Origin of the sequence: Xenophilus arseniciresistens (assembly GCF_028023875.1) — a bacterium.
Lineage (GTDB): Bacteria > Pseudomonadota > Gammaproteobacteria > Burkholderiales > Burkholderiaceae_C > Xenophilus > Xenophilus arseniciresistens.
In genome coordinates this window covers 94,710-116,796 of sequence record NZ_JAQIPB010000012.1, presented here as the reverse complement: position 1 = coordinate 116,796, position 22,087 = coordinate 94,710, and the positions used below count along the sequence as shown (strand labels likewise).

The following is a 22,087-nucleotide window of genomic DNA, read 5'->3' as shown; positions in this document are numbered from 1 at the left end:
AAAATCGGTATTATCAGTTCACAATTGCTGATCCTTCCAGCATTAACTCTGCTCAAAATGCAGGGAAAATACGTCAGTTAAGTAGTTTCCCCAGTGATTTGGTAATACCAATTTAGGCCGGAAGCCGGCCATGCCGGCCGGGGCTGCGCCATACTCCGGCGCAAATCCGCGCGCTCGCGCGTATGCGCCCGTCCAAGAACAAGCCATGACCACCAACCTTTCCAAGATCACCAACATCGAAGACCTGCGCGTGCTGGCTGAAAAGCGCGTGCCGCGCATGTTCTATGACTACGCCGATTCGGGCTCGTGGACCGAGGGCACCTACCGCGCCAACGAAGCGGATTTCCAGCGCATCAAGCTGCGCCAGCGCGTAGCCGTGAACATGGAAAACCGCAGCACGGCCACGACGATGGTCGGCCAGGCCGCGAAGATGCCGGTGGCCATCGCGCCCGTGGGCCTGACGGGCATGCAGCATGCCGACGGCGAGATCCACGCCGCGCGCGCGGCCGAGAAGTTCGGCATCCCGTTCACGCTCTCGACCATGAGCATCTGCTCCATCGAGGACATCGCGCAGAACACCAGCGCGCCCTTCTGGTTCCAGCTCTACATGATGCGCGACCGTGAATCGATGGCCCGCATGATCCAGCGCTGCAAGGACGCCAAATGCTCCGCGCTGGTGCTGACGCTGGACCTGCAGGTGATTGGCCAGCGCCACAAGGATTTGAAGAACGGCCTGACGGCGCCGCCGCGGCCCACGCTCAGGAACATCATCAACCTGGCGACCAAGCCGCGCTGGTGCCTGGGCATGCTGGGCACGCAGCGCCGCACCTTCCGCAACCTGGTGGGCCATGTGAAGGGCGTGAGCGACATGAGCTCGCTGGCAGCCTGGACCAACGAGCAGTTCGACCCGCGCCTGTCCTGGGCCGACATCGCCTGGGTCAAGGAACAGTGGGGCGGCAAGCTGATCCTCAAGGGCATCATGGTGCCCGAGGACGCCGAGCTGGCCGCACAGGCCGGCGCCGACGCCATCGTGGTCAGCAACCACGGCGGGCGCCAGCTCGACGGCGCACCCAGCTCCATCGAGGCGCTGCCGGCCATCGTCGACGCCGTGGGCAGCAAGCTTGAGGTGTGGATGGACGGCGGCATCCGCAGCGGCCAGGACGTGCTCAAGGCCTGGGCGCTGGGCGCGCGCGGCACCATGATCGGCCGCGCCATGGCCTACGGCCTGGGCGCCATGGGCGAAGCCGGCGTGAGCCGCGCACTGCAGATCATCCACAAGGAGCTGGACGTGACCATGGCCTTCTGCGGCCACACCCAGTTGCAGCAGGTGGACCGCAGCATTCTGGTGCCGGGCAGCTACCCCACGGCCTGAGCCCACGCGCTCACGCGCCGGGCTTCTCGCCCGCGCGCAGGCTGGCGCAGTAGTCCTTGGGCGGCAGCGCGGGCGTGCGCCACCGCGCATCGAACGAATCCGTGCGCTGCGCATCGCCGGCCACCAGGCCCACGCTGCGCACGCGCAGCTCGGTGGGCAGGTGCTGCGGCACGCCCAGTGCCTTGTCGGCGTGGGCGCTGCCCATCAGCAGCAGCACGGTGCGGCCCGGCGCCACGGCCTGGGCCGCGGTGTGGGCCATGGCACGGTCGCGCGCGATCTGGATGCGCGTCATCGGCGCGATCTGCGCTTCGGGCAACAGGCCGCAGTGGCCGTCGCGCACGGCCGCCTGCTGCGCGGCCAGGGCTTTTTCATTGAGCTGCACGTCGAGCGACACGTCGCTCATCGCGTCCTTCATGCGCGCGCGCGGCAGGTTGGCGCCCAGCACCGGCACGCCCGCGCGCACCGCGTCCATCACCACCGGGCCATAGGCCTGCCAGGGCCAGCCCTTGTCGTTCCAGGCCAGGGCCGTGCGCACCTGCGCCTCGCTGGCCGTGGTGCCCAGCCTGGCCGTGCTGCGGCCGCTTTCGGCCATCTCCAGCGCCAGCGCGGCCAGTTGCCCCTTGGCCGTGAGCGCGAGCACGGCTTCGCGCTGCAGCGCCTGGTGCTCGGCCGCGTCGTGCTGTTCGCCCAGCAGCAGCACGTCGGCGGGCAAGAGGGCTTCGATGCGCTCGGGCACGGGTGCATCTGCGCGGCTGGCGCAGCCGGCGGCCAGCGCGATGAGCGCGGCCAGCCCCAGGGCCAGGCGTGGTGGCGAATGGCCGACTGCAAGCATGGGCGGATGAGGATGAGCCATGATCCCTATCCTATGCCGCCAGCGCAGCGCTGCGGCAGGGCCGCCTGACAACCAGGCGCCCGTTGCCTTGTCCGCCGTCATCCCGTTCGTGTCTTCCCGCCTGCCTTCCTCCCCATTCCGAAGCCGCTACCCCCTGCGCGTGATCGCCACCCTGGCCCTGGCCTGGGCTTCGGCCCAGTTGTGCCTGTGGCTGCACACGCCGCTGCCGTGGATGATCGGGCCGCTGCTGGCGGTTTCGCTGGCCTCCATCGCCGGACTGCCCACGGCCAGCCTCGCGCCGCTGCGCAACGGCGGCCAATGGGTGATTGGCGCCGCGCTGGGCCTTTACTTCACGCCCCAGGTGACGGCCCTGGTGGCCAGCCTGTGGTGGGCCATTGCGCTGGCCATCGTCTGGGCGCTGCTGCTGGGCACGGGCTTCGGCCACTGGCTGTACCGCAGCCATGCGGCGCGCATGCCCCAGGTGCCGGCGCCGGCCATGCGGGCCACGGCCTACTTCGCGGGCGCCATCGGCGGCGCGTCGGAAATGACGCTGATGGCCGAGCGCGCGGGCGCGCGCACCGACCTGGTGGCCGCGGCCCACAGCCTGCGGCTGATGGTGGTGACGGTGAGCATTCCCTTTGCCATGCAGTGGAGCGGCCTGCACGGGCTGGACAACCTGCCGCCCGCGCTGCGCGAGGTGAACTGGGGCGGGCTGTTGCTGCTGGCCGCCTGCTCGGGCGTGGGCGCACTGCTGATGCAGCGCGTGGGCCGCACCAACCCGTGGTTCCTGGGGCCGCTGCTGGTGGCCATGGCCTTCACGATGAGCGGCAACGCGCCTTCGGCCGTGCCGCTGTGGCTGAGCAACGCGGCGCAGTTGGTGATCGCGATCAGCCTGGGCGTGCGCTTTTCGCGCGAGTTTTTGCACACGGCGCCGCGCTGGCTGGCCTCGGTGGCGCTGGGCACGCTGGCCATGATCATCGTCTGCGCGGGCTTCGCGGCGCTGCTGAGCCAGGCCACGGGCATCCACTGGGCGACGATGGTGCTGGGCACTTCGCCCGGCGGCATTGCCGAGATGGCCATCACGGCCAAGGTGCTGCAGCTGGGCGTGCCGGTGGTCACGGCCTTCCAGGTCTGCCGGCTGGTGGCGGTGCTCCTGCTGACCGGCCCCCTCTTCCACCGGCTGTACGGCCCGCGCGCAGGCGTCGGCTAGAAAGCGAACGCCTAAAAAACAAAAGCCCCGCGCCGGGGCGCAGGGCTTTGAGCGATGAGGCCGGTGCCGCGCGTGTTCAGTGCAGCACCACCGGCGTCTGCGCCAGCTCCGCATAGCCTTCGAGCGTGTCCTCCACCTCTTCCTGCGTGGGCGTGTTCAGCTGCCAGGCCGCGATCTGCTGCTGGAACAGCTCGGCCCAGGAACCGTCGAGGTAGACCTCCTTGCCGGAACGCTTGTCCACGATTTCAAAACCGTCGCGAGCCAGCACGGGGAGGTTCGGGGCGACGGGCGCCTGATCCTCGGTCGGCTGCACGTGGACGACGACGAAGGAGTCGGAGTCATAGAGCATGCGCATGGCGGGGTGCTTCAGGGAGTCGATGAGGGACATGGTCGTTACTTAGCAATCAACGCGCCAGTTTCAAGAGGCGCCGACACACTGTAGGCGAAGCGGCTGTGGGTTCTGCGCCACAGGGCCTTTGCGCGGCAGGGCTCAGGGGGGGGCAAAGGCGCGCAGCTGCATGTCCGCGAAGTCGCCGTTCGCCTGCGTCTGGCGGATGCGCACCGGCAGCCAGCCCAGCTCGGGCGCCAGCCACAGCTCGATCTTCTGGTCGTAGTCCTTGCGCGGCAGGCGCACGAGCCGGCGCGTGAGGTAGCTGCCCGCGGGCGTTTCCAGCTGCTCCTCGCCCTCGACGCTGAAGCGCCAGGTCTCGGCATCGCGCGCGCCGGCGGTCTGGATGCTGAAGCTGCTGCCCGGCGGATGGCGATCCGGGTCACCGGCCATCAGCGCCGCCAGTTGCAGGATCACGCTGAGCCGGTCCTGCGCGCCGGGCATCAAGGGCGCGGGCGTGGTGGTGCTGCTGAACACGATCTGGCCGGATTCGCGCACGAAATGGGTGGCCACCTCGCTGCGGCGCGCGTCGGAAAAGCGGCGCGGCTCGATACCCGCCGCGCTCAAGGCCCCCACGCTGGTCTGCGTGCGGATGGTGCGAAAGAGCACGCGCAGCGCCAGCCGCGCGTTGTAGCTGCTGCCGTCCTGCAGCCAGATCAGCTCGCCGAACACGCCCGACATGGGCTGCATGCCCTGCTGCCCGGTGACGGCAAAGTCCAAGCGCACCGAGCCCGGCACCTTGAGCGGCTCGCGCGCACCGGGCGTGCCGGCGCCCGCGCCAGCGCCAGTCCCAGCCCCCTCGCCGCGGCCCTGGCCCGAAGCCGGCGCCGCGGCCTGGCCCTGGCCGCCTTCGGCAGGTGCGGCAGGTGCGGCTGGCGCGGGCTCGGGCGGCCCGGCGGGCTCGGCGGGGGGCGGGGCCGCCGGCTCCGCGGCCTCGGGCATCGGCGCTTCGGCCACCGGCGTGGGCGGCGGCAGCACGGGCTCGGGTGGCGGCGCCTCCTGCGGGGCCGGGGCAGGTTCCGGGCTGGGCACGGCCGGCCTGGGGGGTGGCGGCGCCGGGCGCGGCTTGTCGCGCAGCCGTGCGGTGGGCGCGGCGCTCGCCGGCGGGGCCGCGCGTGCAGCCGGCGCTGCCGCGGGCGCGCCGCCGCCGGTGGCCGCAGGCGGCGCGATGACGATGGTGCGCGTGCTGAAGCGCTGGGCCAGCGGAAGCGCTTCGGGCTCGCCCCCCATCGGCAGCCAGCCCAGCAGCAGCAGATGCAGCAGCGCCACCAGCATCGTGAGCCCCAGCAGGCTGCGCCAGGGCAGGCGCGGCCAGGAGGGCATGGAGGGACGGGATGGGCGCAAGAGAAGGCCTCGGGGGGCGGCGCGCGCGGCCGCGATGGCATCCGGCCAGGGCGCGCAAAACGGCTCGCTACACTGCCGGCCTGCTTCCAGTTTAGTGGGGCCGCCGCCGCACGCGGGTGCGACGCCGCCTTCCCCGCGCCGCCAGCCCATGAAACTCGCCACCCTCAAGGACGGCTCGCGCGACGGCCAGCTGGTCGTCGTCTCGCGCGACCTCTCGCACGCCCACTACGCCACCGGCATCGCCCACCGCCTGCAGCAGGTGCTGGACGACTGGGCCTTCCTGAGTCCGCAGCTGCAGGACCTCTACACCCAGCTCAACCATGGCCGCGCGCGCCATGCCTTTCCCTTCAACCCCGCGCAGTGCATGGCGCCGCTGCCGCGCGCCTACCAGTGGGCCGACGGCTCGGCCTACCTGAACCATGTGGAACTGGTGCGCCAGGCGCGCGGCGCCGAGGTGCCGGCCAGCTTCTACACCGACCCGCTGATGTACCAGGGCGGCAGCGATGACTTCATCGGCCCCTGCGACGACATCGTGGTGCCCAGCGAAGCCATGGGCATCGACTTCGAGGCCGAGCTGGCCGTGGTGACCGGCGACGTGAAGATGGGCACGGGGCCCGAGGAGGCGCTGGATGCCGTTCGCCTGCTGATGCTGGTCAACGACGTGAGCCTGCGCAACCTGATCCCGGCCGAGCTGGCCAAGGGCTTCGGCTTCTTCCAGAGCAAGCCCGCCACTGCCTTCGGCCCCGTGGCCGTCACGCCCGACGAGCTGGGCCCGGCCTGGCAGGACGGGCGCGTGAACCTGGCGCTGCACGTGGCCTGGAATGGCCGCCGCGTGGGCCTGACCGATGCAGGCCCCGACATGAGCTTCCACTTCGGCCAGCTCATCGCCCACATCGCCAAGACCCGCAACGTGCGCGCCGGCGCCATCGTGGGCAGCGGCACCGTGAGCAACCCCGGCGTCGAAAAGAACGGCCGCATGGAATGGCCCAGGGGTTATGCCTGCATCGCCGAAAAGCGCAGCATGGAAACCATCCAGGACGGCGCGCCCAAGACCGAGTTCATGAAGTTCGGCGACACCGTGCACATCGAGGTCAAGGGCCTGGACGGCAAGTCGCTCTTCGGCGCCATCGAGCAGGAGGTGGTGCAGGTGGGCGCCACGCGCCGCTCCAGCGCGCCCGAGCCTGCGGCGGTGGCAGAAGAAGGCGGCCCGGAGGACTGAGACCGTGAACCCGCTCTGAGACCCAGGAAGGGCTGTTGTCCTATGCAAGGCAGGCACAACACCTTCTATCATCCGCGCCGCCGCCCGGGCCCCAGGCCGCAAGCGCAAGGGCCGCGGCATTCATTGATGGGTGTATCAAAGGAGGAGATCCCATGCTTCGTTTTCGTCTGGCCGCTTTGGCGGCCGTGGCTGCCACTGTCGCGCTCACCGGTTGCGAGACCATGAAGGGTGGCGACCCCAGCGCGCTGCTGGGCGCAGGCGGCTCGGCCTTCAAGGCCATGTCGCTCAGCGATGGGGACGTGGTGGCCATGTCCAACAAGTCGTGCGAAGCGATGGACGCAGAAAACCAGGTGGCACCGGCCAACAGCGCCTATGCGCGTCGCCTGGCCACCGTCGTCAAGGCCATGCCCACCAGCGTGAACGGCCAGACGGCCAACTACAAGGTCTACCAGACCAAGGACGTGAACGCCTGGGCCATGGCCAATGGCTGCATCCGCGTTTACAGCGGCCTGATGGACCTGATGAACGACGACGAGCTGCGCGGCGTGATCGGCCACGAGATCGGCCATGTGGCGCTGGGCCACTCGAAGGGCCGCATGCAGACGGCCTATGCCACCTCGGCCCTGCGCGGGCTGGCTGCCGCCGGCGGCGGTGCGGTGGCGCAGCTGTCGCAATCGCAGGCCGGTGACCTGGCCGAGAAGTTCGTGCATGCGCAGTTCTCGCAGTCGCAGGAAAGCGCGGCCGACGACTATTCCTTCGACCTGCTGACCGAGCGCAAGCTCGAGCGCAAGGGCCTGGTGACCAGCTTCGAGAAGCTGGCCAAGCTCAGCGGCGGCAGCTCCGGCCCCTCGCTGATGAGCTCGCACCCGCCTTCGAGCGAGCGCGCCGCGCGCATGCAAAAGCGCCTGGACGCGGGCAAGTAAGAGAGAAAGAAAGACCGAAGAACCAGCGCGTTCTTCATCACCCCAAAGAAAAGAAGGGCACCCGCGGGTGCCCTTCTTCATGGTTGGCAGAAAGCGCTCAAGGTCGAGCCGGCCTGGGATAGACCAGCGGCCCCAGCGCCCGGCCGTCGAAGGGCTTCCAGCCGCCTTCGGGCTGTGCCAGCCGGTCGGCCAGCGCATACAGCACGGCCGGGTGCGAGCCCATGCCCACGTGGCTGGCCAGCACCTCGATGTTCTCGGCCTGCGGGCCGGTGTCGGTCAGGCTGCAGCGCCAGGCCACCACGCCGTCGCTGCGGCTGTAGATGGAGGTGGCAGGCACTGCGGGCGTGCTTTGCACATGGGCCATGCGCCGCGGATCGTGCGCGCTGTTGCCGCTCACCAGTTCGTACACCTGCCAGGCGTTGGTGGAGCGGGCGCTGCCGCGCAGCGGGCTGCCCAGCGAGATCACGCTGCGCACCAGCTCCGGATGCTGGCTGGCCAGAAGGCGCGCGAAGACGCCGCCCAGGCTCCAGCCCACGAGGCTGACCTTGCGGCCGTGTTGCTCGTTGAGCTGGCGCAGGCGCTGCACCATGGCCGCCTCCACCCCCTTTCGCGGGCCGAAGTTGTGGCCCAGCCCCCAGCCATGCACGTCGTAGCCCAGGCCGCGCAGGTAGCGGCGCAGGATGCGCGTGGATTCGTCGCTGGCCACCAGGCCCGGCAGGACCAGCACCGGGTGGCCGTCGCCGCGCGGCGCCAGCTGCAGCCAGGGCCACAGCGCCAGCGTGGCGCCGGTTTCCCACAGCACGCGGCCTTCGGCCAGCATCAGCAGCCGCGACGGCGGCGGCACGGTGGCGGTGGCAGTAGCGGTGGCAGTCATGGCAATGCTCCTTGGACGGTGGTGTTTTGTTGTCTGGCCCGGCATCAGCGCAGGTACTTGACCCGCAAGTAATCAAGGTACGCCCTGGAATCGCGGGAAACATAGGGAGAAACCAGCGTCAGCGTGTAGTACGCGGCCAGGCCGGGGTCGGCGCGGGCCGGCATGGCGTCGCTGCGCGGCACCATCTGCTCGAAGCCCAGCCAGCAGGTGGTGGTGAAGACGATCTGCAGCGCCAGCATGCGCGCCTGCTCGGGCGTGGCCTGGATCACGCCGGCCTCGGCCAATGATTCGCACAGCGCCTGCGCCGCCACCAGGCTTTCGCCCGTGAGCGCCTGGACCCGCTGGCCCAGCGCCGGATGCTCGCTGGCGATGTAGCCCATGTCGCGGTAGACGAAGCGGAAGGCGTCGATGGCCTCGAAGCGCAGGTGCAGCGCCAGCCACAGGTCGTCCAGCGCGCGGATCTCGCCAGCCGCGGCATTGAGCGGCGCCAGCCGGTCCTCGAAGCGGCGCAGCAGCCATTCGACGATGCGCTCGCGCGTGTTGAAGTGGTAGTGCAGGTTGCCGGGGCTGATGCCCGCCTCGGCCGCAATGCGGTGCGTGGAGACGGCCGCCAGCCCCTGCGCGTTGAACAGCGCCAGGCTGGTCTGCAGGATCTTCTCGCGGGTGGCAGTGCCGGCCACGGGGTTCGGGTCTTGGCGTGCCGGGGCCGCAGCGGCCTCAGCCCTTTGCGGGCCGCGCGCGCGGCTTGCGCGGCTTGCGCGCGGGCGACGCAGCCGGTGCGGCGGCAGGCTCTGGAACGACGTCCATCTGCTCAAGGCGCGCGAGCACCTGGTCGAGCTTGTGGTGCAGCGCCTCCAGTTCCTCGCGCGTGGGCATGCCCAGGCGCTCCAGGGCGGCGGCCACGCGCTGGTCGAACACGTCCTCGAACTTGCGCAGCCCGAAGGCGTCGAGCCCCGGCAGGCCGGCCAGGCCGCGCTGCGCCTGCGTGCCGGCCGCGGCCGGAATGCCCAGCAGGGTTTCGATCACCGTGGCCTGGCGACGCTGCACATCGTGGCGCACGCTGTCCAGGGCGCGCAGGCCGGCGCGCCAGAAGCTGCCGCTGCCGGCCGCCGGGTCTGCGACCGGCGGGCAGGCGTCGGCCGCGGCGGCGCGCTGCCGTGCGGTGCCTGTGCTGCTGCGCGGGCGCTCGGGCGCGGGGGCCGCCGCGGCCTTGCCGGCCGCGGCGCGCGGTGCCGCAGGCGCCTTGCGGCGCGCGGGCTTGTCGTCGGATGAACGCGTGACCATGCAGTCGTCTCCTTCGAATCGGTTCAGCCTGTGCGGCCGCCGGCGCGGGCGGCCGCGCGGCGCGCCATCAGGCGGCCTGCGCGCGGCTGCGGCGCGTGGCCTTCACGGGCACGGTGCTGACCGCGTCGGCCGCTTCCGATTCTGCCTGCGCCAGGCGCGCTTCCAGCTTGGCGGCGCCTTCGGCGATGGAACCGGCCAGCTTGAGCGAGAGCTGGGCCAGCGGCAGATGCAGATCGTGCAGCAGGCGCAGCGCCGACACGCCGGGCTCCGAAGACACGCGGTCGGTCGCGGCGGCCACGGCCTCGATGCCGCGGGTGCTGCGCTCGGCCACGTTGTCCATCAGGCGCGCAGCCAGCGCGGTGTCCGAAGCCAGGCGCTGGCTCAGAAAGCCTGCCACCTTGTCGCGCGTGCCTGCCACCTGGGTCTGCACCTGCTCGCTGACCAGCGGCAGTTGAACGGGCGCGGCCGGGGCCTGGATCAGGCGCTCTGCGCCTGCGCGCCAGGCGTTCAGCAGATGCTTGCCGGTGGCGTTGTATTGGGTGACCAGATCGATGGCGACGTGGCGAAGGCTGGCGGACTGGCTCATGCAGGGCTCCTGAGGTGAGGGTTGAAAAGGGGTGCGAGGCTCGCACTGGCGCAATGATCCCGCGCAGGCCCTAGGCGATGAAAACCAGAAAAGCGCGAAAGCTAGTGCAATTGCCCCAGACGGGCTTCGCAGCGCGGCCGGCGCGGCGCTCTCCTACAGGCCCATGGGCGGCGTGATGCTGGCAAGCGACGGCGGCGCATCACAAAGTGACAGATCTCCCGGCTGTCGGTATTGCGCCATGTCCTCCTCCTCGTCCCCCACCCTCCCCGCCCCTTCCAGCAAGGCCGAGCAGCCCGATGCCGCTGCGCCGGCCCTGCGCATCCTGCTGGTCGAAGACGACCCGGCCTCGCGCGAGATGACGGTGGAGATGCTGCAGCTGCTGGGGCATTGGGTGGCCAGCGTGGGCAGCGCCGAAGCCGCGCGCGACCGCTACATGGAGGGCGCCTTCGATGTGCTGATGTGCGACGTGGGGCTGCCGGGCCTGTCGGGCCTGGACCTGGTGCAGTCGCTGCAGATGCAGGGCGTGGCGCTGCTGATGGTCAGCGGCGCCCTGCGGCCGGCCACGCTGCCGGCGCACTGCGGCTGGCTGGGCAAGCCCTACGGCCTGGCGCAGCTGGAAGAGGCGCTGGCGAAGCTCAGGCGCGCACCGGCTTCAGCAGCGGCAGCCGCCCGGGACGCGGCTTCGAACGTGGTGCCGCTGCCCACGGCCCGGCTCACGCCGGTGCAGCAGCAGCCACAGCAGCAAGCGCCGCGGCCCCATCAGCCGCGCGAAGGCGACAGCGGCACGGGCACGGCTTCTGGCGCGGCCGCGGGCGCTGCGGGTTCTGGTACGGCAGGAACCGGCGACACCCTCGGCAAGCCGGTGGCGCGCTGGGCCGCAGGCTCGGCGCGCGGCGTCTGCGGCGGCACGTAAAGGTATTCGTCCAGCAGCACGAAGAAGCGGGTGTAGAACTCGTCGTCGGTCACCGTCTGGCTGGCCACCTTGACCATGGCGTCGTTTCCCGCATTGAAGGGCAGCGAGACCGACCCCAGCGCACCCACGCCCACGCTGGCCGAGCTGCTGGCCTTCTTGAGCTCGTAGCGGTCCTGCACCGCCGTCGCGAACGCCAGGCTGCCGCGGCCCTGCCGCTCGTCGCGCACGCAGACCACGCGCACTTCCACATCCAGATGCACTTCGCCGGCCGGCTGGAACTGCTTGCGCCCGGCCACCTGGTCCTCGCCCGCGCGGCTCACGAAGTAGCCCTGGCTCAGCAGGGCACGGCGCGCGGCCTCGCAGGTCTGGGCCTCGCTGGCCGAGAAGCTGCGCGTGTGGGTGGTGGTGGAGTCGAAGGACTCGGTGGCGTAGCTGCGCGTGCGCCCGGCACCAAAGGTACAGGCCGACAACAGCAGGGCCGAGGCCAGCAGCAGAACGGGCGCAGGAGCGCGGCGGAAGGCAGGCAGCAAAGGCATGGCGAGGGATGGGCGCGACACGGCAGACAGGCAGACAGCAGGCGGCGTGCGGGCAGGATGCTACCTGCAGCGCGCTGCGCCCGCGGCCGTTGCGGTGCTCAGGCCTGCGGCCGGACGGGAAAACGGGCCGAGAACACCACGTAGGGCTCGGCGTAGGTGTAGTCCAGCGTTCCGCCATGGCTCTGGGCGATGGCCTGCGCGATGTGCAACCCCAGGCCCAGGCCGCTGCGGTTGCGCGAGCCAGGCTGCGTCTGCCGCTTGAAGGCGCTGAACAGATGGGGCAGCAGCTCGTCGGGGATGGGCGGTGCGCTGTTGCTGACCTCGAAGCTAACGTCCTCGCCCTGCAGGGAGAGCTGCACGATCACGGCCTCGCCCGGCGCGCCGTGGTGGCGGGCGTTGCTGATGAGATTGGAGAACAGCTGCGCCACGCGGTCGGCGTCGGCCAGCGCGGGCAGCGTGGCCGGCACTTCGGTGATGAGGTTCAGGCCCGGATAGGCCACGCGCGCCTCGTCGAGCAGGTCTTCGAGCAGCAGGGCCAGGTCCACCTCGGCCGTCTGCAGTTGCAGGCCCAGGCCGGTCTGCAGCCTGGAGGCGTCGAGCACCTGGCCGATCAGCCGCGCCATGCGGCTGCTGGAGGACTGGATGCGCTGGCCCAGGCGCGCGCCCGCCGCGCTGCGGCCGTCCTCGCCTTCGCTGCGTTCGAGCACCTTGGCGGCCATGGCGATGGACTGCAGCGGGTCGCGCAGGTCATGCCCCAGCATGGCCAGCAGCTGGGTGCGGGCACGGTTGAGTTCGGCCATCTGCGCGGCACTCGCACGCGACAGGTCGGCCAGCAGTTGCCGGCCCAGCTCGCGCTGCGCTTCGGTCCAGGGCAGGCTGGTGCCGCGCACCTCCTGCAGCCAGACGTCGAAGGAGCCGCGCGGCGTCAGGCGCGGGCCCAGCGGCCCCACGGTGTATTGCTTTTCGGGCTTGCCGCCCCAGCGGATGGTTTCGACCTGCTCGCGCCGCAGCAGCACCAGCCAACCGCCTGCATCGCCCAGGCGCAGCGCCAGCAGGCCACACCAGCCGGCCCCTGCGGCCTCCAGGGCGGGCGCGCGGTGCGGCAGGTCCTGCACGGCGAGCAGTTCGCTGCCGGCCATGGGCTGGGCCTGCACCCACTGCAGCAGCGCCTGGGCCTGGCCATGCGGCAGGCTGCCGTGCACGAACAGCCGGGCTTCCTCGGCCAGCAGCATGGCTTCGCAATTGAAGGCTTTGGTCAGCGGCTCGGCCAGCGCGGCCAGGCCGCCCACGGTGTTTTCGGCATGCAGCATGCCCTGGACCAGTCTGGAGCGCAGCTGCGCGCCCTCCTCGGCCCATTCGGCCTGTTCGCGCGCCAGCAGCGTCTGCACGTTGGCGGCCAGCACCTGGGCCAGCACGTCGCAGGCCATGCGCACCGCATAGGGCACGCGTCGCGCCGAGCGGTGGTGGCAGGCCAGCATGCCCCAGAGCCGGCCATTGATGACGATGGAGATGCTCATCGACGCGCCCACGCCCATGTTGCGCAGGTACTCGATGTGGATGGGCGAGACGCTGCGCAGCACGCCATGGCTCATGTCCAGCGCGCCGGCCTGGAGATCGGCGCCGAGCACGGGCACCGGCTGCGCATGCACGTCGGCAATCAGCCGCAGCGTGTTGAGCAGGTACAGGCGGCGCGCCTGCGCCGGGATGTCGCTGGCCGGATAGCGGCGGCCGGCGAAAGGCTCGAGCGCTTCATGCCGGTCTTCGGCCACCACCTCGCCGCTGTCGTCGTCGCGGAAGCGGTAGGCCATCACGCGGTCGAAGCCTGCAAGCTCGCGCATCACGCGCACGGCCAGCGCCAGCAGCGCGTCGACCTGGGACTGGCGTTTGAGGCGGTCCATGGCCCGGTGCGCGCGCAGCGCAAAGGCCGCCACGTCGTCGTCGCCCGCGGGCCGCTGCTCGAGTTCAGTCACCAGCAGCGGGCCGCTGCGATGCACCACCAGGTCGAAGCGCTGACCATTGAGCGCGACCTCGTCGCTTTGCAGCGCCACTTCGGTGTCGGTCGCGGGCAGCGCCGCCACGTCGCGGATCAGGGCATGAACGGCCGCAAGCCCTTCGAAGTGCGCAGCCGCCAGCGCCTGGCCCAGCACCGGCGCGCTGGCGCCCAGCAGCTGCGCCGCATTGGCGCTGGCATGGCACACGCGCATGCTGGCGTCGAAGGCCAGCAGCGCACCATGCGGCTGGATCGCACCCGGCACGTGGATGGGCTCACGGTCGCAGTTCTCGAGGTTGACCGCAGGCACGGAGGGCGGCGCGGTGGTCATGCGCGGCAAGCCTCCGCCCGGCGGGACGCGCCGCGCAGCTGCAGCAACTTCTCGAAAGCCCAGACCGCGCCCTGGCAGGCGGCCTGCACGCGCTCGGGCGTGTCCAGCGCGGCGCGCAGGGCCTCCAGGAAGTGGCGCCAGTGGGCGCCCGTCTGGGCGCCGGCGCCCTGCAGGTAGTGCAGCGGATGAGGGGCCAGCGCATCGGCAAGCCGCCGGTACAGCACCTGGCCGCCCAGGCGCGAGCCCTCGATCACATAGGCCACGCCCCAGGCGAAGCCGTCCGGGATGGCTCCGGGGCCCGGCGTGCCGAGGAACGCTTCAGGCATCTTCGAGGGCAGGCCGAGCAGGCGCTCGCATTCGGCGATGTCATCTGCCAGCGCCGCGGCCTCTCGGGCCAGCCGCGGCTCATCCAGTGGCAGCGCCTGCAGAAGGGCCACCCATTGCGCCAGCAGCTGCAGGTGGGCGTGGTAATCGGCGAGGCTGGGGGAAGGCTTGGACAGCGGAAGGGCGGCGTCCACCTCGGCATGGTGTGCGGCGGTGGCACGGCGCAGCGCGTCGCGCGGATCCGGGCAGGCGGCGGGGGCAAAGCGGGGATCGGCGGCGGACAGGGCCATCAGGGGCAGGCAGGAGGCCGCGCAGGTCGCACGGCCGGTTAACGGTAGGTCATCATACGGGTCGCGCCCGTGCACAGGCTGTCAGCCCGACCAGCAAAAGACATGGTCGGCGCGCTCTCGCGTGGCGGCGATGCGCACCGCGTTGGGTTCGTCGGTGCCGGCCACCCAGGCCTCGGCTGCCTCGGCGCTGCGGCCAAACTGCCGGTGGCGGGCCACCAGGCGAGCGCGGCGCAAGTCCTCGTCGCCCGCCACATACCAGCAGGCGTCCAGCAAGGGCCGCACCCCGGCCCAGCCCTCCGTGTCGAACAGCAGGTAATTGCCTTCGGTGACGATGAGCTGCGCCTGCGCATGGATGGGAATGGCGCCAGCCACCGGCTCCTCGATCTCGCGCCGGAAGGCGGGTGCGTACACCGGGCCATCGAGCGGCCCCTGGGCGCGCACGCGCGCCAGCAGGGCCACGTAGCCTTGCGCATCGAAGGTATCGGGGGCGCCCTTGCGGGCCGCGCGGCCCAGCCGCTGCAGCTCGGCCTGGGCCAGGTGGAAGCCGTCCATCGGCAGGCCCTGCGCGCGCGGGCCGTAGTGCGCGCACAGCGCCTCGGCCAGGGTGGACTTGCCGGAACCCGGCGCGCCAGCCAGCCCCAGCAGCACCCTGCGGCCAGGGGCCAGCAGCGCATCGATTCGGGCAAGCGCGTCGGAGGGCAGCGCGGGCAGCGGCGAAGAACTCATGCTGCCCATTGTCCTCGCTCCCCCCAAAAAAGACGCTCAGGGGTACAGGCCGCGCTCCTCGCGGGCGATCAGGATGCGTTCGCAGGCCACCGCGTAGGTGGCGGTGCGCAGCGCGATCTTGTGTTCCTCGCCCTTGGCCCAGATGTGGTCGAAGGCACCGACCATGATGCGGTCCAGGCGCTGGTTGATCTCGTCCTCGGTCCAGAAGAAGCTGGAGAAGTCCTGCACCCATTCGAAGTACGAGACCGTCACGCCGCCGGCGTTGCAGATCACGTCGGGCACCACGAGGATGCCGCGGCTGGCCAGGATGTCGTCGGCCTCCGGCACCGTCGGCCCGTTGGCGCCTTCGAGCACCAGCTTGGCCGTGGTGCGGCGCGCCCGCTCGGCCGTGAGCTGCCCTTCCAGCGCGGCCGGGATCAGGATCTCGGTCTTCACGTCCCAGAAGGCTTCGTTGTCGACCTTCTCGCCTTCCTTGAAACCGGCAATGCCGCCATTGGCCTGCGAGAAGGCCATCAGCGCGGGCATGTCGAAGCCGCCTTCATGCACCAGCGTGCCCGTGTGGTCCTGCACGGCCACCACCTTCGCGCCGGCTTCGGCGAACAGCTCTGCGGCCACCGACCCCACATTGCCAAAGCCTTGCACGGCCACGCGCGCGCCGTCCAGGCTCAGACCCATGCGGCGCGCAGCCTCGCGCCCGGTGACGAACACACCGCGGCCCGTGGCCTTCACGCGGCCCAGCGAGCCGCCCAGGTGGATCGGCTTGCCCGTGACCACGCCTGTGGCCGTGGAGCCGGTGTTCATCGAATAGGTGTCCATCATCCAGGCCATGATCTGGCCGTTGGTGTTCACGTCCGGCGCCGGGATGTCAGAATGCGGGCCGATGATCAGGCCGATCTCGCTGGTATAGCGGCGCGTGACCTTCTCAAGCTCGTTGCGCGAGAGCACTTTGGGATCGACGCGAATGCCGCCCTTGGCGCCGCCGTAAGGCAGATTCACCGCCGCGCACTTGACCGTCATCCAGGCCGAAAGCGCCATCACCTCTTCGAGCGTCACGTCGGGGTGGAAACGCACCCCGCCCTTGCCCGGCCCGCGGCTGAGGTTGTGCTGCACGCGGTAGCCCTCGTAATGGGCGATCGTCCCGTTGTCCAGCTCGATCGGCACATCCACGATCAGCGCCCGCTTGGGCCGCTTGAGCGTTTCAGACCAGCGCGCCAGCTTGCCCAGGTAGGGCTCGACGCGGTCGACCTGCGAGAGGTAGGTGCCCCAGGGGCTGGTGGGGGAGGGGTGGACGTAGGAGAGGAAGCTTGGCGACATTTAGGAACATGCTCAAGTTATGACGGCAAGCACCTTAACCCTGTTGGCCTGGCGAGACTAGGTGTATGCACGCTAGTAAGCTAAGCATGTCAATACTGCACTCAACCCTGATTCGAATCAGCGGTGGCTCAGCCTCTCTATCGCTTAACGGCCAAAGAGTGGGCCATGCGGACATCACAACCGAAGATGGGCCCTAAATCTTCTTCGCCAAGACAAACACATTTTTCCCGAAAAGCGAGCCCAGAAACTTGTCGGTGATTTGAGAGATTGGAAATATGAATTTATCGAAGATGCGCAGTGCCACTGCGGAAGGCTCACCGCTGGAACTCGGCAGCAATTTGTAGGCCATCGTTGCAAAAAATCCCATTGAGTCATAATATCTGCACTGCTCGATCTCAAACCCCTGATCGGCCAGCATCTGACACAACGGGTTTGCACGATACCGTCTAAAGTGGCCGACTCTAGAATCCATCGAGGACCACAGGAATGGAAAAGCAGGCAAAAACAGAGCTAAATAGCCGCCAGGCTTAAGCACTTCCCTCAGATCAGCGAGTGCGCGACCATCGTCTTCGATATGCTCCAATACATTGGAACTAAATATAAAATCGAATTCAGTTTTTATTTGCGCTAATTGCCCATAAATTTCGAACCCCCGCGCTTGAGCGCAGGCGCGCAGCCGATGATCGATTTCAAGACCGACGGGTTGAATAGCAGTCGCTGCTTGGTAATAAGCTGAAAGGATGCCAGTTCCACAACCAAAGTCCAGAATCTTTTTCGCATTGACACGACTCGCCGCATCTGAGAACAATTTGCTAACCCACCGTTGATAACGCGGCAAGTCGTCGCCCGCTCGATGAAGAGATTCGAGGGCTGGATAGTCGGGTTGCTCGATTGATTGAGTTCTCGAAAGCGGAGAAAAATTCGTACTCATTACGTGCTCCTTGTCTCCCAATATCAATTCTCATCGACTTGCCGCGAAAGGTTTTCCGAGGAATTACTCGGTGAGACAATTAAATTTGTCGTTCTCTTGATTTCTTTGATGTTCGGACAAATTATTTCGGCCCCCGCCTTTATTTTGCTGACCTGCGTAATTGGGATGTCAAGCAAAGTTCCGTTTGGATGCACCCAAATGTCATCTCCACTGAGCGCCAATACCATCAATGAGTTAAAGTAGACGCGATACCATTTTCCACCGCCGTTAAATGTCTGAACTCCATGCGGCGAAAGAGAATTACCACACGCGCGTTCTACGGAGTCAAAGTAGCCATCTACAACTTGATATTTTGAAAGCGCCTCCTCTTTCGCAGGGGGTGCCATGGCTATGATGTCACATACCAACGATGTATCGGCGATGCGCTTAAGATCACTTTTTCGCTCTGCCCAAGTGACTTGCCACTCTCCAAATATCGTTTTCGGCAGTGGCTCCCCCATGAGATTGATAGCATGACACTGCGAATTTTTTATTTTGTAACCATATCCAGACAACAGCGAATCTAAGCCGACTCGAGTGGGATCTTTTAACTCATTCGATCCATCGGTACCTTGCACGCTGAATACAATTCGCAACGGACCGACAGGGTTATCTAGAAACTCCTGAAATTGACGATGCATTGCGGGTCCAACAGGCTGAACATATTGGCCAATAAAATTAGAGAATTTAGAATCTCGGTGCAGATAAGGGATGATGAATGAATTGCTCTGGGTTCCATATAACAAATAGGTGGCGGGTTGATCTCGTAATGCTGCTGGGACCTGCAGATTCACCCAGTTTCCACCCCATTTGTGAGGAGACCACACTAGGCCTGGATTTAGAAATTGAATCACCAATTGAATAGTGATCACCACGATCGTGACACAACGGGTAACTGGGGCTGTGGTGTAGTGGAAAAGAATCCCTAAGAGTATTGGACCGAGTAGCAGCCACAGAACAAACGCGTACCTGCCGATGCCACTAAGAATTCCCCAAACTAGGTAGCTGGATAGAAAAAAAATGGTCAACAGCCCCAGAGTCATCCGAGCGTGATGAGGGGATTGTGTAGCACTCTTCACATAGGGCCCCGCGACGCGAAATAAATTGTGACGCACCGCATAAGCGAGGATTACAAAGATTGCAACGAATACAGTACTTAGCAGTCGAATATCCGGCGCGGGATTTTCGGCATACATCATGCCGCGACTACTCAGCATGGTAAACGGTAACGTCAGCCAGCTTAGATTACCGTCGTGCAGCATTCGACCGTCGGCGAAGTTCTTGTGTAAGAACTCGGGCGACTTAAATAATGCGTTATAGAGAGGGAAAATGGGGTTGCCGAATTTGACCCACAGCGCATAACCCCAATAGCCATAGATGGCTATAAAACCGGTCGCTGAGCCTGCGATGTAATTTAGGCACGGACGCAGGACGTCTTTACGGGCCCAAAGTGCACCTAAAGCCAACGTCACGAAACCACCAAGGACGAAGAACAGATTTGTTAATTTAAGCCCCGCTCCTAGTCCAAAGAGAGATCCCGCAAAAAATATCCAAACACTTCGCCATCTGATATTCCGATCTGATGACAAAAGAAGATATAGTCCAAGCAAGGTGAACGTTCCGGCGAGTGGATCGGCGAACGTATTACTTAGAGTCGTCAACTGAAGTGGCGCGATAAATGCTAAAAAGGTTGCGGTAAACCTAGAGAACAGCGCTAGTGGCGTGCGGCCGGGAACCACTAGCTCGGCCAGTTTCCAGACGATGAGCATGTTAGGCAAATGCATCAACATCAGTGCTGCCGCAACTAAAAAATCTGGCCATCCCGCCATGATCATCGCATATGCAGGCAATGCGGATAATGGATTCAGATACCCGCCGACCGCAGCAGGAAAATAGTCTTGATTTATGCGCCAGTCGAGCAGTTGCGCTCCAGCATAGAGGTGATAATTTCGAAAATCAAAATTAAGGTCCTTTCCGAAGACATATGTCCACGATAGGCCCATTAAAATAAAGGATGCCGTGGCCAACCATTCAACCCAACGATTTTCTCTATTCATCTTCGAACTGTGGAGAAGCAATTAAAAAGCCCGCCTAAGCGGGCTCTCATCAGCCAAAGCCAATGCTAAAAATCAAGTGTTGCGGCATTCGGCCGGCACGTACTTCAACGACGCCGTGGTACCAACCTTACACGTCCAAGTGATCGGGCCGCTGGGCAGCGTCCCAGCAGAAAGTGCTGCCCCAGCTGCGCTGGGGGTCAGCGTCAGCGTAACCGCGCCAGCCTTTGAGGTCGTAACAACAGTAATGATGCCGGTGCTGCTCGCAGCAGAGAGCGTCGACACGTTTGCCGTCGCAGTGCTGATCGCGGTGAGACCCAGCGTCAGATCAGAGGCGCCGTTGGCAGCATTTTCGCCAATGGTGGCCTTCGCAGCCGAGGCTTGAACAAGCGCTTCCGACACGCGTGCACGCACCGTGTAGTCCTGATAAGCGGGCAGCGCCACGGCCGCCAAGATACCAATGATCGCCACGACGATCATCAGTTCGATCAGCGTGAAGCCCTTTTGCACGCTACGTGCGATGGAACGACGGTTCATTTTTGAAAAACTCCGTTGAGGAAGGAAAAAAGAGGTTCGAGGTGTCAGCCGTGACGGATCACCCGCCTCGGTGCCAACCTCTTTGCAGTTGCCATGCCAACCCGTGCCACGAGCACAAAAGTGTGATTTTGTATTCACCTGTAACTCTGCTCGTCACAAGTCTGGCGGGTGGAAGGGCCGCGATGTGACGCTTTGCGTCACTTCCCGCTGGCACGGCCGACCAGGAATGACATTTGTGGGCCGGTCGCGTCGCCCGCTTAGCGCTGCCCAAAGATCGCCGTCCCCACCCGCACCATGGTGCTGCCGGCAGCAATGGCCGCTTCCAGGTCGGCACTCATGCCTAATGAGAGGGTGTCCAGCACCAGCCCTTCGGACCGCAGCCGATCCAACAAGCCGGCAACCCGCGCGAACAGCGCCCGCTGCGCTTCAAAACCTTCTGCCGGCTCGGGGATGGCCATCAGGCCGCGCAGGCGCACACGCGGCAGCGCCGCAACGGCCCGCGCCAGGGCTGGCAGTTCGGCCGGCGCCACCCCGGACTTGTTGGCGCCGCCATCCACATTGACCTGCAGGCACAGCTGCAGCGGGGGCAGCCCTTCGGGCCGCTGGGCCGACAGGCGCTCGGCGATCTTGAGCCGGTCCACGCTGTGCACCCAATCGAAGTTCTCAGCCACCGGCCGGGTCTTGTTGCTCTGCAGCGGGCCGATGCAATGCCATTCCAGTTCGGCGCGCAAATCCTGCAGCGCGGCGATCTTGTCCAGCGCCTCCTGCACGTAGTTCTCGCCAAAGGCGCGCTGCCCGGCGGCATGGGCGGCGCGCACGGCCTCGGGCCCGAAGGTCTTGGAAACGGCCAGCAGTTGCACCTGCGCCGCATCTCTGCCTGCTATGGCACATGCCTGATGAATGCGTGCGCGCACTTGTTGGAGTTGGTCGCCAATCGTCGTCATAATCTTCCAAACGTATCAAAACGTCACGCTTGCGTGTGGCGCCTGCACCCCTTCATCTCATCAAGGAACGCGCGTGGACATCACCCAACTGCTGGCCTTCAGTGTCAAGAACAAAGCCTCGGACTTGCACCTGTCGGCCGGCCTGCCGCCGATGATCCGCGTGCATGGCGACGTGCGGCGCATCAACGTGGACGCGCTGGACCACAAGTCTGTGCACGCGATGGTGTACGACATCATGAGCGACACGCAGCGCAAGCACTACGAAGAGTTCCTTGAAGTGGACTTCTCGTTCGAGATCGAAGGGCTGGCGCGCTTTCGCGTCAACGCCTTCAACCAGAACCGCGGCGCGGCCGCCGTGTTCCGGACCATTCCATCGAAGATCCTGACGCTGGAGCAGCTGAACGCGCCCAAGATTTTCGGCGAACTGGCGCTCAAGCCGCGCGGCCTGGTGCTGGTGACGGGGCCCACCGGTTCGGGCAAGTCGACCACGCTGGCGGCGATGGTCAACTACCTCAACGAAACCGAGTACGGCCACATCCTGACGGTGGAAGACCCCATCGAGTTCGTGCACGAATCCAAGAAGTGCCTGATCAACCAGCGCGAGGTCGGCCCCATGACGCTGAGCTTCGCCAACGCGCTGCGCTCTGCCCTGCGTGAAGACCCGGACGCGATCCTCGTGGGCGAAATGCGCGACCTGGAGACCATCCGCCTGGCCATGACCGCGGCGGAAACGGGCCACCTGGTGTTCGGCACGCTGCACACCTCCTCGGCAGCCAAGACCATTGACCGGATCATCGACGTGTTCCCGGGCGAGGAAAAAGAAATGATCCGCGCGATGCTGTCGGAATCGCTGCAGGCCGTGATCTCGCAGACGCTGTGCAAGACCAAGGACGGCGCGGGCCGTGTGGCGGCACATGAGATCATGCTCGGCACGCCGGCCATCCGCAACCTGATCCGCGAAGCCAAGGTGGCGCAGATGTATTCGGCCATCCAGACCGGCCAGGGCGCGGGCATGCAGACACTGGACCAATGCCTGACGGACCTGGTGCGGCGCGGCGCCATCTCTGCCGCAGAGGCACGCGGCAAGGCCAAGATTCCCGAAAACTTCCCCGGTTGAGCCAGGAGC

The 22,087-nt window shown here is 66.7% G+C and carries 21 protein-coding genes and 1 pseudogene; 6 read left to right on the top strand and 16 right to left on the bottom strand.

Annotated elements, in window-relative coordinates:
* The first annotated feature begins 205 nt into the window (after positions 1 to 205).
* Entirely contained in the window at positions 206 to 1,372 is a 1,167-nt protein-coding gene (locus tag PGB34_RS21300; protein WP_271430114.1) for an alpha-hydroxy acid oxidase, read from the top strand.
* A 10-nt stretch (positions 1,373 to 1,382) separates the two neighbouring features.
* On the opposite strand, the gene PGB34_RS21295 is transcribed toward PGB34_RS21300, so the two are convergent.
* Positions 1,383 to 2,225, bottom strand: coding sequence for a ChaN family lipoprotein (locus PGB34_RS21295; RefSeq protein WP_271430113.1), 843 nt, complete (start codon positions 2,223 to 2,225; stop codon positions 1,383 to 1,385).
* A gap of 67 nt (positions 2,226 to 2,292) precedes the next feature.
* Here PGB34_RS21295 and PGB34_RS21290 point away from each other — a divergent pair, with 67 nt between their 5' ends.
* A complete protein-coding gene (locus PGB34_RS21290) occupies positions 2,293 to 3,414 on the top strand; it encodes an AbrB family transcriptional regulator (protein WP_271430112.1) in 1,122 nt (373 codons plus the stop codon).
* A gap of 76 nt (positions 3,415 to 3,490) precedes the next feature.
* Here the strand turns inward: PGB34_RS21290 and PGB34_RS21285 are convergent, their stop codons facing one another.
* Both PGB34_RS21285 and PGB34_RS21280 read right to left on the bottom strand, forming a co-directional pair.
* Positions 3,491 to 3,769, bottom strand: coding sequence for a BTH_I0359 family protein (locus PGB34_RS21285; protein WP_271430169.1), 279 nt, complete (start codon positions 3,767 to 3,769; stop codon positions 3,491 to 3,493).
* 135 nt (positions 3,770 to 3,904) lie between these two features.
* Complete coding sequence (locus PGB34_RS21280; protein ID WP_271430111.1) at positions 3,905 to 5,125, bottom strand: DUF3108 domain-containing protein; 1,221 nt, start codon at positions 5,123 to 5,125, stop codon at positions 3,905 to 3,907.
* Positions 5,126 to 5,294: 169 nt separating this feature from the next.
* Here PGB34_RS21280 and PGB34_RS21275 point away from each other — a divergent pair, with 169 nt between their 5' ends.
* Positions 5,295 to 6,365 carry a fumarylacetoacetate hydrolase family protein gene (locus PGB34_RS21275; protein WP_271430110.1) on the top strand — a complete coding sequence of 357 codons (1,071 nt, stop codon included), beginning with the start codon at positions 5,295 to 5,297 and terminating at the stop codon, positions 6,363 to 6,365.
* A gap of 152 nt (positions 6,366 to 6,517) precedes the next feature.
* Positions 6,518 to 7,288, top strand: a complete 771-nt coding sequence (gene loiP / locus PGB34_RS21270) for a metalloprotease LoiP (protein ID WP_271430109.1) — start codon at positions 6,518 to 6,520, stop codon at positions 7,286 to 7,288.
* Between the two features lie 97 nt (positions 7,289 to 7,385).
* Here loiP and PGB34_RS21265 read toward each other — a convergent pair whose 3' ends face one another.
* From PGB34_RS21265 to PGB34_RS21250, 4 genes are all read right to left on the bottom strand, one after another.
* The gene (locus tag PGB34_RS21265) at positions 7,386 to 8,162 is read right to left on the bottom strand and encodes an esterase/lipase family protein (protein ID WP_271430108.1); all 777 of its coding nucleotides are present in this window, start codon (positions 8,160 to 8,162) and stop codon (positions 7,386 to 7,388) included.
* A 44-nt stretch (positions 8,163 to 8,206) separates the two neighbouring features.
* A complete protein-coding gene (locus tag PGB34_RS21260) occupies positions 8,207 to 8,842 on the bottom strand; it encodes a TetR/AcrR family transcriptional regulator (RefSeq protein ID WP_271430107.1) in 636 nt (211 codons plus the stop codon).
* 37 nt (positions 8,843 to 8,879) lie between these two features.
* Positions 8,880 to 9,446, bottom strand: a complete 567-nt coding sequence (locus tag PGB34_RS21255; protein WP_271430106.1) for a phasin family protein — start codon at positions 9,444 to 9,446, stop codon at positions 8,880 to 8,882.
* Between the two features lie 67 nt (positions 9,447 to 9,513).
* The gene (locus PGB34_RS21250) at positions 9,514 to 10,032 is read right to left on the bottom strand and encodes a hypothetical protein (protein WP_271430105.1); all 519 of its coding nucleotides are present in this window, start codon (positions 10,030 to 10,032) and stop codon (positions 9,514 to 9,516) included.
* A 163-nt stretch (positions 10,033 to 10,195) separates the two neighbouring features.
* Here PGB34_RS21250 and PGB34_RS21245 point away from each other — a divergent pair.
* A pseudogene (locus PGB34_RS21245) lies at positions 10,196 to 10,567 on the top strand (response regulator transcription factor); the annotation flags it as partial.
* A gap of 224 nt (positions 10,568 to 10,791) precedes the next feature.
* On the opposite strand, the gene PGB34_RS21240 reads toward PGB34_RS21245, so the two are convergent.
* The 9 genes from PGB34_RS21240 to PGB34_RS21200 all read right to left on the bottom strand — a co-directional run bounded on the left by PGB34_RS21240 (position 10,792) and on the right by PGB34_RS21200 (position 20,961).
* Positions 10,792 to 11,481, bottom strand: coding sequence for a DUF2242 domain-containing protein (locus tag PGB34_RS21240; RefSeq protein ID WP_271430104.1), 690 nt, complete (start codon positions 11,479 to 11,481; stop codon positions 10,792 to 10,794).
* Between the two features lie 98 nt (positions 11,482 to 11,579).
* The gene (locus tag PGB34_RS21235) at positions 11,580 to 13,802 is read right to left on the bottom strand and encodes an ATP-binding protein (protein WP_271430103.1); all 2,223 of its coding nucleotides are present in this window, start codon (positions 13,800 to 13,802) and stop codon (positions 11,580 to 11,582) included.
* Complete coding sequence (locus tag PGB34_RS21230; protein WP_271430102.1) at positions 13,799 to 14,416, bottom strand: biliverdin-producing heme oxygenase; 618 nt, start codon at positions 14,414 to 14,416, stop codon at positions 13,799 to 13,801. The genes PGB34_RS21235 and PGB34_RS21230 overlap by 4 nt, the downstream gene beginning before the upstream one ends.
* 81 nt (positions 14,417 to 14,497) lie before the next feature.
* Positions 14,498 to 15,142, bottom strand: coding sequence for a nucleoside/nucleotide kinase family protein (locus PGB34_RS21225; RefSeq protein ID WP_271430101.1), 645 nt, complete (start codon positions 15,140 to 15,142; stop codon positions 14,498 to 14,500).
* Positions 15,143 to 15,178: 36 nt separating this feature from the next.
* Positions 15,179 to 16,456, bottom strand: coding sequence for a Glu/Leu/Phe/Val family dehydrogenase (locus PGB34_RS21220; protein WP_271430100.1), 1,278 nt, complete (start codon positions 16,454 to 16,456; stop codon positions 15,179 to 15,181).
* A gap of 193 nt (positions 16,457 to 16,649) precedes the next feature.
* Complete coding sequence (locus PGB34_RS21215; protein ID WP_271430099.1) at positions 16,650 to 17,387, bottom strand: class I SAM-dependent methyltransferase; 738 nt, start codon at positions 17,385 to 17,387, stop codon at positions 16,650 to 16,652.
* 23 nt (positions 17,388 to 17,410) lie between these two features.
* Positions 17,411 to 19,483 (bottom strand): hypothetical protein, encoded by a 2,073-nt coding sequence (locus PGB34_RS21210; RefSeq protein WP_271430098.1) that lies wholly within the window; start codon positions 19,481 to 19,483, stop codon positions 17,411 to 17,413.
* Positions 19,484 to 19,555: 72 nt separating this feature from the next.
* On the bottom strand, positions 19,556 to 20,017 hold the full coding sequence (locus PGB34_RS21205) for a pilin (RefSeq protein ID WP_271430097.1): 462 nt from the start codon (positions 20,015 to 20,017) through the stop codon (positions 19,556 to 19,558).
* Between the two features lie 257 nt (positions 20,018 to 20,274).
* The gene (locus tag PGB34_RS21200; RefSeq protein ID WP_271430096.1) at positions 20,275 to 20,961 is read right to left on the bottom strand and encodes a YggS family pyridoxal phosphate-dependent enzyme; all 687 of its coding nucleotides are present in this window, start codon (positions 20,959 to 20,961) and stop codon (positions 20,275 to 20,277) included.
* 73 nt (positions 20,962 to 21,034) lie between these two features.
* On the opposite strand from PGB34_RS21200, the gene PGB34_RS21195 reads away from it, so the two are divergent.
* Positions 21,035 to 22,078, top strand: a complete 1,044-nt coding sequence (locus PGB34_RS21195) for a type IV pilus twitching motility protein PilT (RefSeq protein WP_271430095.1) — start codon at positions 21,035 to 21,037, stop codon at positions 22,076 to 22,078.
* The last annotated feature ends 9 nt before the right edge of the window (positions 22,079 to 22,087 follow it).

What these genes read in the sequence shown, in the direction of transcription:
- PGB34_RS21300 (WP_271430114.1), top strand. Translation starts at nt 206, where the DNA reads ATGACCACCAACCTTTCCAAGATCACCAACATCGAAGACCTGCGCGTG.
- PGB34_RS21295 (WP_271430113.1), bottom strand. Translation starts at nt 2,225, where the DNA reads ATGGCTCATCCTCATCCGCCCATGCTTGCAGTCGGCCATTCGCCACCA.
- PGB34_RS21285 (WP_271430169.1), bottom strand. Translation starts at nt 3,769, where the DNA reads ATGCGCATGCTCTATGACTCCGACTCCTTCGTCGTCGTCCACGTGCAG.
- PGB34_RS21280 (WP_271430111.1), bottom strand. Translation starts at nt 5,125, where the DNA reads ATGCCCTCCTGGCCGCGCCTGCCCTGGCGCAGCCTGCTGGGGCTCACG.
- PGB34_RS21275 (WP_271430110.1), top strand. Translation starts at nt 5,295, where the DNA reads ATGAAACTCGCCACCCTCAAGGACGGCTCGCGCGACGGCCAGCTGGTC.
- loiP (WP_271430109.1), top strand. Translation starts at nt 6,518, where the DNA reads ATGCTTCGTTTTCGTCTGGCCGCTTTGGCGGCCGTGGCTGCCACTGTC.
- PGB34_RS21265 (WP_271430108.1), bottom strand. Translation starts at nt 8,162, where the DNA reads ATGACTGCCACCGCTACTGCCACCGCCACCGTGCCGCCGCCGTCGCGG.
- PGB34_RS21255 (WP_271430106.1), bottom strand. Translation starts at nt 9,446, where the DNA reads ATGGTCACGCGTTCATCCGACGACAAGCCCGCGCGCCGCAAGGCGCCT.
- PGB34_RS21250 (WP_271430105.1), bottom strand. Translation starts at nt 10,032, where the DNA reads ATGAGCCAGTCCGCCAGCCTTCGCCACGTCGCCATCGATCTGGTCACC.
- PGB34_RS21240 (WP_271430104.1), bottom strand. Translation starts at nt 11,481, where the DNA reads ATGCCTTTGCTGCCTGCCTTCCGCCGCGCTCCTGCGCCCGTTCTGCTG.
- PGB34_RS21235 (WP_271430103.1), bottom strand. Translation starts at nt 13,802, where the DNA reads ATGACCACCGCGCCGCCCTCCGTGCCTGCGGTCAACCTCGAGAACTGC.
- PGB34_RS21230 (WP_271430102.1), bottom strand. Translation starts at nt 14,416, where the DNA reads ATGGCCCTGTCCGCCGCCGATCCCCGCTTTGCCCCCGCCGCCTGCCCG.
- PGB34_RS21225 (WP_271430101.1), bottom strand. Translation starts at nt 15,142, where the DNA reads ATGAGTTCTTCGCCGCTGCCCGCGCTGCCCTCCGACGCGCTTGCCCGA.
- PGB34_RS21220 (WP_271430100.1), bottom strand. Translation starts at nt 16,456, where the DNA reads ATGTCGCCAAGCTTCCTCTCCTACGTCCACCCCTCCCCCACCAGCCCC.
- PGB34_RS21215 (WP_271430099.1), bottom strand. Translation starts at nt 17,387, where the DNA reads ATGAGTACGAATTTTTCTCCGCTTTCGAGAACTCAATCAATCGAGCAA.
- PGB34_RS21210 (WP_271430098.1), bottom strand. Translation starts at nt 19,483, where the DNA reads ATGAATAGAGAAAATCGTTGGGTTGAATGGTTGGCCACGGCATCCTTT.
- PGB34_RS21205 (WP_271430097.1), bottom strand. Translation starts at nt 20,017, where the DNA reads ATGAACCGTCGTTCCATCGCACGTAGCGTGCAAAAGGGCTTCACGCTG.
- PGB34_RS21200 (WP_271430096.1), bottom strand. Translation starts at nt 20,961, where the DNA reads ATGACGACGATTGGCGACCAACTCCAACAAGTGCGCGCACGCATTCAT.